Below are 11706 nucleotides of genomic sequence, written 5' to 3'. Positions count from 1 at the left end.
GTTAGCAGAAGCTTTTTCGTTTATTGGAGTAAAGTATTAGGGAAATATGACACAAATGACAGGGCGAAAGAAATAATTAAAGAAATTTATTCGAAAATAGAACAAGGCAATAGTAGTATTATAACTTTTTCAATGCCTGCTAAATGATTTTTGCTTCTTTAAGTAACAGGTAGCAATAAAGGAAGAATCTAGCACTGTCCTAGTGTTGCTAACGGGTACTTATGTTGAATAATAACGATGAAAAAAGCAAAGCAGTAGAGTTATTTCTTGCACTGTACAACGATACGATTTAATAGAAATTGAACTTTTTTTCAGCCTTTATTAATTAAAGATCAATAATTAAAATTGCCTACTTATTCCATATTAGTCCATTTGAACCAATTAGTATCAAAATGTTTTCATCTTCTTCTCTCAGTGTAAAGAACTGTAAGCAGAGAAAAATACAAGGAGGAGATAATAATGGAACATGTCAAAGCGTTGCTCATCAAAGGAGCTGCAACACTGGTTATCCTTTACTTGATACTTGGTCTCGGGCTTGGAATGGCATTTGAATATGTCCTGTTTATTACCCTTGTGTTAGGGATAGGGTCTTATATAACAGGCGACTTGATCATTTTGCCTAAAACGAATAATAAGATTGCCACAGGTTCAGACTTGGGTTTAGCATTTATCGTTGTTTGGCTAATGGGTATACCATATGGTTATTCTATTGGAACGATGGCCATAACAGCTCTTATTGCCGCTCCTGTAGTCGGTGTATTTGAATTTTTCTTCCATACCTATATTTCGAACAAAGAATTAGGCAGATACGGTTCAGGAAACCGAAAATGGAAGACGGAAATTGAATAAAAATAGAAAGTATCAGAGGATTCCATCTCTGATGCTTTTTAATTGTGCCCTCGAGCGATGAATATAATAAGAGCCCCCAAAGCGAAAAGAGCTATAATATAATAATATGGGGGTGGATAAGTTGCTTAAACTCGAACAAGCAGAGGAAATACAACTGCCCGTAAGAGACGGGACCTTACTAAGCGGTCATTTATTTAAACCAGAAGGCAGCAAAAAATGCCCATTAATTGTCTTTGTAACAGGCTCTGGCAGCTTGTCTTACAAAATGGATTGGCAGAATGATTCTTTTTATTTTTGCCGGACATTTGTGTCAGTTTGTTTAGCAGAGGGTTTTGCTGTATTACTCGTTAATAAGCGGGGAGTAGGAGATTCTAAAGGGAACTGGAAATCACAAAGTTTCTACGGCAGAGCAGACGATATGTATGATGTCATTCAATTGATGAAGATACGCCCTGAAATCATAGAACACCACATCAGCGTGGCTGGTCATAGTCAGGGAGGGTGGATTGTTCAGCTGCTTGCCTCAATGTATCCAAATGATATTAAGTCAGCACTCAGTATCGCCGGTCCAGCCTACAGTGTGCGTAAGCAAATGGTTGATAATATGGAGTCGGAATTAATCATGCGAGGATTCAGACGGTCGGTGAAATGGCTGCTTTTTCTGTATAGCACAAGCCTTACCCTTTACCAATACATATCAACATTCGTTAAAACAGGATACATAAGTTACATCCTGAGCTATGATGCAAGAGATGTTATTCAAGCCATAAAGGTACCGACTTACTTTGCCTTTGCAGAAAATGATCACCTAGTTCCATTAGAGAAAAATGAACCGCTAGCACGTGAGTTACTGAAAGATGTAAACATACCATGGGAAATCAGAGTGACAAAAGGAGTCAATCATAGCTATGCTAGCTCTGCAAAATACCAGACATGGGATGAGATCGAATCCAAAGCCAGCCCCGGACTTGCAGACTTATTAAGTGATTTCTGCAAATGGACAAGGAAGCATACGTATTAACATTATTCCTCCACCAATTCACTCTCAAGTTTTGCGTTCCGGTGCATTTTAATAAACACGTTCGTAATCAATTTTGAAAATAAGAAGATGATCACATATAAAATAAACAAGTGCACATACGTTGTTCCATTATGCAGCTCAAAAAATAAGTGCATGGTTAAAAGCGGCTTAACAATGAATGATAAGAGTACAGATAATAGAAGAGAGTATACATAGAAATTCTTCTTGTGATTTAACGTCCATTGATAAACGAGCATAAATAAGATAGGCACAAGAGCTGCTTCTAATGAGATGTTTCCAGATAAGAAGGGAATCATCTCAAAGGGGTATCCCCAAAAACCCATTCTGTCCCCTGCAGTGTCTATATAACCAAACCATACGTGAATATTAAACCCGTAAAAGCCCAACAAAAATATTCTTCTTCGATCAATTACAAAATACAATACAACTAAAGGCGCTACAAAAAACAACAGAAAAATCACCCAAAATTCAAGCGTCGTAAAAGATGAATAAAGATTCCAATACTCTAGTTCCACTTGAGATAACTGTTCTTTTGTAGCTTGTATGTTTTCATATAATGTCCGCTGCTCTTGATCCATTACCTTTTCCACTTTGTGCACCCCCTTGCTCCTTGAATTCTAATATATTTTTCCCCGCTTCGAAAAGGATATGTAATAAATTCAATAACTAACCTACACATAGCACCAGCTACATGATCAAATACTAGTCCTAATCAACTGTAAAAGGAGCTTCAATATGGGGAAAGTAACGAGAGTATTGCTACTCGTCATGATCATACTATTTGTGTCATATCACCAGACATTTGCTGCGCATCAAAGTGACCGGTCTTATTATGAAGAAAAAGGGGATGTCGTGTGGGAAGTCAAAACGAAACATAAAATGGTCGCCCTGACATTTGATGACGGTCCGGACATTCGTTATACAAATACCATTTTAGACCTGTTAGCAGAACATAACGCATCAGCCACGTTTTTTGTGGTCGGAAATCGAGTAGAAGAAGCACCTGAAGTGGCAAAGAGGATTATTAAAGAGGGAAATGAAATTGCGAACCATACGAATACTCACCCTAATTTAAGCACTCTTTCGCAAAGTGAGCTTGATAAAGAAATAAAAGACGCAGAACAAGCGATTTTTAATGTAACAGGAGCTAGACCAAATCTCTTCAGGCCACCACTCGGACTTTACAATGATGAGATAGTCCATAACATTCGCGAAAATGATTATATTGCTGTCATGTGGTCGTGGCATCAAGATACGTATGATTGGAGAAATCCGGGGGTTGAGGCGATCGTAAACAAAGTGCTCAAAAACATTACCAATGGCGACATCATTCTATTTCATGATTATGGCGGGGATCGATCTCAAACGGTCAAAGCACTGGCAATCATCCTCCCAGAGCTTCAAAAGAAGGGCTATCAATTTGTCACCGTTTCAGAATTATTAAAAGAAGATAAAAAGTTCCAAGTTCCCTTAATGGATATTCAAGAGAAAAACGAGAAGAAATAAGCAGCAAGCATACCAAGTGTTCCTGGTATGCTTTTTGTTATTGCTTTTTCTTATTCCAATCATACGGCACCATACACCACTTGATGAAATGTAAAAATAAAAACATCCAAATCCCCGTGAATATATTCATCATCCAAGTGATCTCATCGCGAAACAAAAATTGATACGAGCAAAACAATAAAACATAAATAATGGAATAGCGGAGAGGTTGTTTAAACAAAAGATAACCTCCTTAAAATAAAATCAAGTCTCCTTAACCTTAAACAGGAGATGTAGTATAGTCGTCGCTCCTGAAATATGCTTCGCTTTCCGCGGTGAGCTGCTGAGCTTCCTCGGGCTTTGGCCCTGTGGGATCTCAGCCTTGCTCTAGGCACCGCTGGAGTCTCCGCATATTTCATCCGCTAGGTTATGTGCTTTTTCAAGAAATGTTGTGAGATTGAGTAGGAAGTAAGCGCAGTTCTAATAACTATTGCTTTAATCTGCCTCAGCGTCTGTTAGGTTTAGAAGCTACTTATAATGAGTGAGCACTTTACAACATCCTTCCTCTGTTGATTGGAGCGGAAGGGACTCGACTCCTGCGGGATGTGCGTGGCTAAGGAAGACCCCACAGGAGCGTGCGACGAGGAGGCTTCCGGAATGCCCGCGGAAAGCGAGTCCCTGCAGCGGAGATCAACAACCATTATGGGAGTGAGTTCATTTTTACGTGGCTAGTAGGTATCCTGCTAGATCGTATCGAGGAGGAAACACCCGGCATGACCGCAGATAGCGTGTGCCTGCAGCGGAGATCAACACCTACTATACCTCACACGCATTAAGATTTTTTCTTACTCCAGTTATACGGCACCATGCACCAATGAACAAATTTGATGATGAGATACATAATGATCGCCACCATTACATTATCAAACCAAGTAATCTCTTCACGGAATAACGCTTGAAAGAGAGTAAGAATGATAAAATAAATAAATGGAAAATAGGTCATTTCCTTCAACAAATTAAACCTCCAGTTAAACTAGTCAATATTGGTAGTTTACCAAAAGCATAGTATTTTTACAAAATAATAGAAAATTCATGATAAGCTTATTTATACATGAATAAGAGACATAGTATGTATGGGGGAGATTTAGTGGAATTTAGCAGTCAACGACTAACATTACGACTATTTCAAAGCAATGACTTAGAAGATGTATATGACATTTATAAAGATGAAGAGACATGTAGATATCTGTTGCATGATAACTGGACAACCGAGAATATGCATGAAAACTTTAATGAGAAAGTAAGAAATACCCTGCTAGAAAAAGGAAGTACTCTTAATCTGGCAGTAGTGAATAACAAAAAAGTGATTGGTGACTTAACTGTATGGTATACGGATATGAAAGACACAGTTGAAATAGGATACTGCTTTTCGCCTCAAGCAGCAGGAAAAGGGTATGCAACGGAAGCAGTCAGCCTTTTATTTAATAAGCTGTTTAATGAATGGAATGTGCACCGCGTCCAGGCGAATATGGATGCACGAAATACATTATCACAAAAAGTTTGTGAGAGAGTGGGTATGAGAAAAGAAGCTCATTTCATAAAGGATTTCTGGAACAAGAATGAATGGACAGATAGCTTTGTCTATGGAATGTTACATAGTGAATGGGAAAACAATAATTAACTTATTTAAGACCAAATCGCATAAGGGTTGGTCTTATTTCATTCAGTCTTTGTACTCTACTTATGAGGTGGGTAAGAAAGGGCGCTTAATGAGATTTTCAGTTGAATGTGAATTAAATAAGAATAATTACGATTTATGAGGAGTAGTCTAGAGGAGTATAGTTCAGGAGGTAGAGAACATGTCTAGAGTCCCTGTATTTGTATTAAGCGGTTTTTTAGGAAGCGGGAAGACAACTTTATTAGAGCGTTTGTTGACGGAATCAGTCAATCAAGGCCTAAGGGCAACGGTGTTAATGAATGAAATAGGAAAGACGGACACCGATGGAAATATCCTCGAAGGTAAAAGTGAGATGATTGAAAAACTATTAGATGGCTGCATATGTTGCAATAAGAAGAGCGAAGTCGCTCAATCGATGGAAAAACTATTGAACTTAGATCCTGATGTGATTTTCATTGAATTAACAGGAGTCGCCAATCCAGAAGAGGTGGCTGATTCATTAACAGAACCTCAGCTGATTAATCAGGTATATTTAGAAAAAGTTATTACATTAATCGATTCAGAACATATCCTTTCCTACAACAGTATATTTGAATCAGATCGTGAGCTAGTCCGAACGACGAGAAGACAAATTGAAGTGGCGGATACCCTTATTGTCAATAAAATGGATTTAGTCTCTGAAGCAAAAAGACAGAAGATTGATAAGCTCTTAAAAAAACAAAATTCGACTTCAAGCATCACCTACTCAACCTATAGTGACGTCGATGTCACTTCTTTGTTTCAGCCGATAAATACAAAAACAAAAAAAGTGAGAGTAAGAATAAAACATTCTAATCATCGTGAGCATCACCACGAGCATCCTCCTAAATCATTTACCAAAATAAAAAGTATTCGTTTACCAGTGCCTACTGCGACGAGTTCACATAGGGTAGAGAAGTTTTTAAAGAAGTGGAAAACGGATCTTTTGCGCGCAAAAGGGTATGTAGAGCTTGAAGATGGAACATACCTCATGCAACATGTTATGAAACGAGTAAGTTGGACTAAATCAACATATCATGGAGATCATTACTTAGTGCTGATTGGGTTGAGTCTTGATGAAAGTAAAATCAAAGAGGATTGGAACGCGTTCTTTAGCGAGATAAGGGCCTAGTAAATAGGAAGCAAAGCAGCTTTGATCAAGTTGCTTTGCTTTTTATTATAAATCGTAATTATTATGATTTGTAATCATGAAGGCTTGTTTCTTGCATAAGTATTAGTAAATAAAAAAGCTGGAGGATTATGAAGCGTATGCGGATGCAAGGACAATTCATTAAAGTGAGCGGGTTATTAATAGTCGGAATGGCAGTGATTCTGCTACTTCTAAGCGGTAGTTTTCAGGCCAGCTCTCTACTAGTCGTATCAGAATCGATCTTAACGTTCAATATGATCTTTATTAGTATCCTAATTGAAGCAATTCCGTTTGTATTGATCGGTGTATTCATTGCTGGGATCATCCAGATCTTTGTGACGGAAGAACATTTGAAGAAGCTGATCCCAAAACATAAGGGGTTAGCTGTATTAACTAGTTGTCTACTAGGTGCATTATTTCCAGCTTGCGAGTGTGGGATTGTTCCGATTGTTCGTCGCTTAATTGGCAAAGGTGTTCCTCTTTTTGCTGGAGTTGGTTTTCTACTTACAGGCCCGTTAATCAATCCGCTTGTTTTTATCTCGACTTATGTGGCTTTTGGAGAGGACTTCAAAATAGCGACTTTACGGATGGGTGTAGGTCTTGTCATAGCGGTTATTATTGCAGCGATCATTAGTGTACTTTTTAAAAACAATCAGCTTAAAAAAAGTAAAGACATGCTCTATGTGAAAACAGAGCGTTCTGATCAACCCTTTGGAAAGCGTCTGAAGGCGATGCTCTATCATGCGGTGGATGAGTTTTTTGATATGGGGAAATATTTGATCATTGGTGCGTTATTAGCAGCCTTTGTTCAGACCTACATATCGACTAAATCGATTCTTGGATTAGGTGATGGGATACTACTCTCAACATTTGTGATGATGGGACTGGCTTTCTTGCTTTCACTATGTTCAGAGGCGGATGCCTTTATTGCGGCTTCCTTTCGTCATCTATTTCCTGATACCTCATTACTTGGATTCTTAATTTATGGCCCAATGTTAGACCTGAAAAACACAATTATGTTAATGGCCTTGTTTAATGTGCGATTTGTCTTTGTTCTTATGGTGATTATTACAACTACTGTTCTTGGAACCTTACTTGTCATTCACCCTTGGCTATAGAAGGAGGCGATTGTGATGATCTATATTCACGTGAGGCAGCTGGTTAAAGCGGTTATTTTATTACTGTTTGTTGTATTGATCTTCATACTGCATCACTCAGGAGAGATCACACGTTTTATTAATCCCAGCTATGTCTATCTTAGTCAAGTCGCTTCGGTCATTTTTCTTCTCTTATTTACTATACAAGTGCCTCGAATCTTTATTTCATCAGAACATGATCATAGTGAATGTGGACCATTTGGGTGTAGCCATGAAGAGGAGGGGGATGGGTTATCACTAAGAACGTTGATTGCTTACGGGTTCATTAGCCTACCACTTCTGACCGGATTTCTTCTTCCTTTTAAAGATTTCGGTGCAACAGAAGCTCTTAACCGAGGAGTCATATATACCCAGCATGAACATCATCATGAACACTCTCATGAAGACCCTCATGATGCCTACTCATGTGAGGTAGCTCTTCATGAATTAGATGAAACTGTTCAGGAGTTAGTTCATCAATCTGTACTTGAGTTTCAGCCTTACAATTATGCGAGTTACATTCAGGCAGTAACTAGCTTTCCAGAAGATTTTGTAGGAAAACCTATTATCATAGAGGGATTCATACTAGAGAACGCAACGGCCGCAGAAACGCATACCGTTCTTGCTAGATTCCTTGTGACACATTGTGTAGCAGATGCTCACGCTGCTGGAATAGTCATTGAAGAAGGCTGGGAATTAGGACTTACAGAGAATATGTGGGTCCGAGTAACGGGAAAGTTAGACGTTAAAACAAGTGAGAGTAGGCTGATACCGATCATCCATGTTAAAAGGTGGCAAGAGATCAGCCCTCCGATCGATCCGTATGTGTATCCGTAGAAAGTGAGTCTTGAAAGCGTTGGTTCGTCAAATGATAGAAAAGAAGAGTGTAGTTTAAGCTCGTATTGTTATTAAGATTGGTCAAAAAGGCATCTTCGATCAGGGTGCCTTCTTGGCGTTTTCGCATAGTATAAGTAATGTATGGTAAATTATTCTTGAGGGTTGGATTTAGTTGGAACTATACTGCTATCCCAAATAGGGTAGTACTTTTCTATGTTAAAACAATTTTATTACTGGCTGAATGTATAATTATAATTAATTAGTGACTAGTTTCAAAAACAATTATAGATTCACCTTTGGCACTTTAAGGTCTTTCTTATTTTCCTTTTAATATCCAAAAACCAAATAAGATAATTGTAATACCGATTCCTGTTCGCCAAGTGGGTATTTCTTTTAAAAATATATATCCAATTACAACACAAACCAGGATTTCCATTCCTTTAGAAACAATAAGTGAAAAGGTTAAGTTATCTACTATTTTCGTTAGATATTTTACCCCATATCCAATCATCATACTTGCAGACAGGAAAAAAGGGATAAGTTTAATATAGTACCATAAAGTATGGAAAAAATTAGAGTCAATGTGCTTGGTTTGGTAAGCGTAAATAGTATTAATAATTAATAACCCACCTAACATCAAGAAAAGGGAAAGTAAAATCATAAATGTTGTTCTCCTATTAGTTTTATTTCTATAATTTTGCCTAAATGCAAAATTTTTATGTGAGATGAAAATGAAATTCCATTTAGCATGCACTTTTATTGACATAAGCTGCGATTAATCGCCTTAGTAGTGGAAATGGTTGGCTTGTATTAGATGGGAAAGAATTAGCTTTAATGAGTACACCTAATCAGGTTACTCCTTTAATAGAAGGAAAAATCCCACTACTTGTGATTGATGTCTGGACTGATTGGCGTATTTATTAATGTATTGACTTTAATTTGTGGAGCATAGATACTCTTTATCAAAGCTGTCTTTAGGAGTCACCATAATTGATTCTTTAACTTGCTTTTGGTTTATATTTCTTTACTTATTACGTGAGGAAAGAATTCCTCCTTAATGCCTTTGTTCTATAATGAATAAATCATTTCTTTAATGAACTAAGGTGCGCTATGCTTAAATCAGGAATCACTTGCCTAATTACGCTAACAAGCTGTTATATGGAACATAAAGTCTAGGTGGATTTTAAATGAAAATGTATTCAGTATTTATATTATTAGTTGTTTTAATAGTACTGACTGGTTGTAAATCTGAATCAAAAACCTTTGACGCTGTATGGGTTGAATCGTCAACGAGTTCTCTAGAAACAATTGATTCAGCGATAGAAAGACTGTCAGATGCAAAGATTGATTTTATCATTGATGATAGTGGAAACATACTAATTGATGAGAATGATTTAAATAAAACAGTGATAAATTGTTTCTAAACTAACGGAGGTGTTAGTTCAACAAGAGCTGTCAATTAGAAATAGTCTTTGCTGCACAACGATATTAATCAACAAAAGAGGGAGGATAATGATGACAAAATTAGTTTATAGAGGTTTAAAATATGGAGAAGTTGATATGGAAGTGGAATTACTGGTGGATATACAAAATGATTGGGTTGAGATCACGCATACGAATGAAGTGTCTCAGGTAATGAATAGATCAACAGGTAAATATATTCAAGTAAATAGAAACTCCCTGAAATGTGAAGTTGTTTAATTATACGAATTGATTGTGAAAGAATGTACTTTAACTACGGTTGCGCTAGCTTAAGAAGGGTCAATAAAAGGCTTGTAAGAGAACTATCCATAGTTGTGATAAGAGTAGCTTGGTGCTTCATATATAAGTCATAAACAAGAAATTAAGGAGAAGAAGGGGGGAATGAGATATACATAAATTGATGATTTCAAAACCTGTATCCCATAATGAACGATTAGTCTCTCTAGATATTATCAGGGGCTTTGCATTGTTCGGTATTATTTTTGTAAATATGCCACTTTTTCAATCACCGCAATTAGTAGCTGATCTATATATGATTTCACAACCATTAGTCGAGACGGATAAGTGGATTCGAGTATTTCTAGATGTTTTTATAGAGAACAAGTTTTTTTCTATATTCTCTTTTTTATTTGGGCTGGGTTTTTATATTTTTATGAACCGAGCGCAAAAAAAGGGTAAGCGTTTTTATGTCTTATATGTACGGAGACTAACAATCTTAGCTCTATTCGGTTTTATGCATCTTGTGTTTTTATGGTATGGCGATATTTTACTTAACTATGCATTAGCTGGATTCCTCTTACTTCTCTTTTATAATCGACAGTCAAAAACGATTCTCAGACTTCTTGTACTATTTACTGTTGCATTTATTTTTTTACTATCACTAAACTTCTTTTCATCTCCTGAAGAACTAACAATTGAGATTCAGCAGCTGCAAGCGGAAGGTGCTGGAAAAATGGAGGAGGCAATAGATTATTATCAAAATAAGAGTTACTTAGAGTGGGTATCTTACCGTTTTATTAATGAAGTCATCCCGATTTTAATGAACTTACCTTTTTCTATGCTTACGGCTTTGTATATGTTTTTATTAGGTCTTTATGTAGGAAAACGACATATCATCAGTGAATTTCATTCGCATAAACACCTAGTAAAACGTGTATGGTGGGGTAGTTTGTTATGTAGTATCCCTATTAGTATTTCTATTGTCGTTCTACATTTAGATGTATTTAACTTTGGACTAGCAAATGAACTATTTCTACAAGTATTTGTAACTGTCAGCGGTCTTAGTTTGTCATTGTTTTATATTTCTTCCCTATTATTTTTATTGCAGAAAGAAAAGTGGAGAAAAATCCTCCACCCGCTTAGTTATATAGGGCGAATGGCACTAACGAATTATATTCTTCAAACGATCATTGGTGTCGGTATATTTACAGGCTTTGGATTGTTTGGAGAAGTACATTTAGGTTTAGGGATTATTATTGGTCTGATTGTCTTTCCTATACAAATTTTATTTAGTTACCTTTGGTTAAAGTATTTTAAATATGGTCCTTTAGAATGGATATGGCGGTCAGCAACATACGGAGAGTTTCAATCTTTAAAACTTTAAAAGTGGAAAAATAATAAATTGATTTTATAGGAAGGAAGCGAATACTAACAAAAGTCGTTATTAGTAGATGAAAAAACAGCCTAAATAAGCATAGACATGGATCTATGCTTATTTTCGTACTAGGGTTATTTTCGCCTCCTAAACGGCATCCTTTGTCATTACTTACCCTCGCCCCTTAGCTGCTCCCCATTCCCTGTTTGGAGTATTCCTTTTGGCTTAATAGAGGTGATGTATGAAAACATTAGACGTGTCTGGCTTACATAGTGGTATAGATGAAATAAAAACAAAGATAGAACATCAGCAAGAACAGCTTAAACAAATCGAAACATCCGTAATGGGTATTGTTCGTTTAAGTGACTCCTTAAAAGGAGAGGGAGGGACGGCCATTCGTCGTTTTTATCAAGAATGCCACCTCCCATTTATTCA

General features: G+C 36.9%; 15 protein-coding genes and 1 pseudogene. 12 read left to right on the top strand and 4 right to left on the bottom strand.

What is annotated here, in order from left to right; translation table 11 throughout:
* The first annotated feature begins 459 nt into the window (after positions 1-459).
* Both A33I_RS06205 and A33I_RS06200 read left to right on the top strand, forming a co-directional pair.
* A complete protein-coding gene (locus A33I_RS06205; protein WP_022627613.1) occupies positions 460-849 on the top strand; it encodes a YndM family protein in 390 nt (129 codons plus the stop codon).
* Between the two features lie 121 nt (positions 850-970).
* The gene (locus tag A33I_RS06200; protein WP_022627612.1) at positions 971-1870 is read left to right on the top strand and encodes an alpha/beta hydrolase family protein; all 900 of its coding nucleotides are present in this window, start codon (positions 971-973) and stop codon (positions 1868-1870) included.
* 2 nt (positions 1871-1872) lie between these two features.
* On the opposite strand, the gene A33I_RS06195 is transcribed toward A33I_RS06200, so the two are convergent.
* A complete protein-coding gene (locus A33I_RS06195) occupies positions 1873-2481 on the bottom strand; it encodes a CBO0543 family protein (RefSeq protein WP_022627611.1) in 609 nt (202 codons plus the stop codon).
* Positions 2482-2626: 145 nt separating this feature from the next.
* Here A33I_RS06195 and A33I_RS06190 point away from each other — a divergent pair, with 145 nt between their 5' ends.
* Positions 2627-3397 (top strand): polysaccharide deacetylase family protein, encoded by a 771-nt coding sequence (locus tag A33I_RS06190; protein WP_022627610.1) that lies wholly within the window; start codon positions 2627-2629, stop codon positions 3395-3397.
* A gap of 37 nt (positions 3398-3434) precedes the next feature.
* On the opposite strand, the gene A33I_RS06185 is transcribed toward A33I_RS06190, so the two are convergent.
* The gene (locus A33I_RS06185) at positions 3435-3617 is read right to left on the bottom strand and encodes a hypothetical protein (RefSeq protein ID WP_022627609.1); all 183 of its coding nucleotides are present in this window, start codon (positions 3615-3617) and stop codon (positions 3435-3437) included.
* A 591-nt stretch (positions 3618-4208) separates the two neighbouring features.
* A complete protein-coding gene (locus A33I_RS06180; protein WP_152976445.1) occupies positions 4209-4391 on the bottom strand; it encodes a hypothetical protein in 183 nt (60 codons plus the stop codon).
* A gap of 132 nt (positions 4392-4523) precedes the next feature.
* On the opposite strand from A33I_RS06180, the gene A33I_RS06175 reads away from it, so the two are divergent.
* From A33I_RS06175 to A33I_RS06160, 4 genes are all read left to right on the top strand, one after another.
* Positions 4524-5057, top strand: a complete 534-nt coding sequence (locus tag A33I_RS06175) for a GNAT family N-acetyltransferase (protein WP_031311467.1) — start codon at positions 4524-4526, stop codon at positions 5055-5057.
* Positions 5058-5235: 178 nt separating this feature from the next.
* Positions 5236-6204, top strand: a complete 969-nt coding sequence (locus A33I_RS06170) for a CobW family GTP-binding protein (RefSeq protein ID WP_022627606.1) — start codon at positions 5236-5238, stop codon at positions 6202-6204.
* Positions 6205-6341: 137 nt separating this feature from the next.
* Positions 6342-7340 carry a permease gene (locus A33I_RS06165; protein ID WP_152976444.1) on the top strand — a complete coding sequence of 333 codons (999 nt, stop codon included), beginning with the start codon at positions 6342-6344 and terminating at the stop codon, positions 7338-7340.
* A 15-nt stretch (positions 7341-7355) separates the two neighbouring features.
* A complete protein-coding gene (locus A33I_RS06160; protein WP_022627604.1) occupies positions 7356-8195 on the top strand; it encodes a TIGR03943 family putative permease subunit in 840 nt (279 codons plus the stop codon).
* A 316-nt stretch (positions 8196-8511) separates the two neighbouring features.
* On the opposite strand, the gene A33I_RS06155 is transcribed toward A33I_RS06160, so the two are convergent.
* Positions 8512-8856, bottom strand: a complete 345-nt coding sequence (locus A33I_RS06155) for a hypothetical protein (protein WP_022627603.1) — start codon at positions 8854-8856, stop codon at positions 8512-8514.
* Between the two features lie 107 nt (positions 8857-8963).
* On the opposite strand from A33I_RS06155, the pseudogene A33I_RS20215 reads away from it, so the two are divergent.
* The 5 genes and pseudogenes from A33I_RS20215 to A33I_RS06135 all read left to right on the top strand — a co-directional run.
* Positions 8964-9098 (top strand): annotated as a pseudogene (locus A33I_RS20215) (Fe-Mn family superoxide dismutase); the annotation flags it as partial.
* Positions 9099-9382: 284 nt separating this feature from the next.
* The gene (locus tag A33I_RS06150) at positions 9383-9619 is read left to right on the top strand and encodes a hypothetical protein (RefSeq protein ID WP_022627602.1); all 237 of its coding nucleotides are present in this window, start codon (positions 9383-9385) and stop codon (positions 9617-9619) included.
* Positions 9620-9710: 91 nt separating this feature from the next.
* Positions 9711-9896: a hypothetical protein gene (locus tag A33I_RS06145; RefSeq protein ID WP_022627601.1), complete on the top strand. Its 186-nt coding sequence runs from the start codon at positions 9711-9713 to the stop codon at positions 9894-9896.
* A gap of 181 nt (positions 9897-10077) precedes the next feature.
* Positions 10078-11280, top strand: coding sequence for a DUF418 domain-containing protein (locus tag A33I_RS06140; RefSeq protein WP_022627600.1), 1203 nt, complete (start codon positions 10078-10080; stop codon positions 11278-11280).
* 232 nt (positions 11281-11512) lie between these two features.
* A partial coding sequence (locus A33I_RS06135; RefSeq protein WP_031311466.1) for a T7SS effector LXG polymorphic toxin occupies positions 11513-11706 on the top strand: 194 nt, incomplete at its 3' end.

Source organism: Alkalihalophilus marmarensis DSM 21297 (genome assembly GCF_000474275.2).
Classification (GTDB): domain Bacteria; phylum Bacillota; class Bacilli; order Bacillales; family Bacillaceae_D; genus Alkalihalophilus; species Alkalihalophilus marmarensis.
This window is presented reverse-complemented; position numbering and strand designations above follow the sequence as displayed.

What these genes read in the sequence shown, in the direction of transcription:
- A33I_RS06205 (WP_022627613.1), top strand. Translation starts at nt 460, where the DNA reads ATGGAACATGTCAAAGCGTTGCTCATCAAAGGAGCTGCAACACTGGTT.
- A33I_RS06190 (WP_022627610.1), top strand. Translation starts at nt 2,627, where the DNA reads ATGGGGAAAGTAACGAGAGTATTGCTACTCGTCATGATCATACTATTT.
- A33I_RS06170 (WP_022627606.1), top strand. Translation starts at nt 5,236, where the DNA reads ATGTCTAGAGTCCCTGTATTTGTATTAAGCGGTTTTTTAGGAAGCGGG.
- A33I_RS06165 (WP_152976444.1), top strand. Translation starts at nt 6,342, where the DNA reads ATGCGGATGCAAGGACAATTCATTAAAGTGAGCGGGTTATTAATAGTC.
- A33I_RS06160 (WP_022627604.1), top strand. Translation starts at nt 7,356, where the DNA reads ATGATCTATATTCACGTGAGGCAGCTGGTTAAAGCGGTTATTTTATTA.
- A33I_RS06155 (WP_022627603.1), bottom strand. Translation starts at nt 8,856, where the DNA reads ATGATTTTACTTTCCCTTTTCTTGATGTTAGGTGGGTTATTAATTATT.
- A33I_RS06150 (WP_022627602.1), top strand. Translation starts at nt 9,383, where the DNA reads ATGAAAATGTATTCAGTATTTATATTATTAGTTGTTTTAATAGTACTG.
- A33I_RS06145 (WP_022627601.1), top strand. Translation starts at nt 9,711, where the DNA reads ATGACAAAATTAGTTTATAGAGGTTTAAAATATGGAGAAGTTGATATG.
- A33I_RS06140 (WP_022627600.1), top strand. Translation starts at nt 10,078, where the DNA reads ATGATTTCAAAACCTGTATCCCATAATGAACGATTAGTCTCTCTAGAT.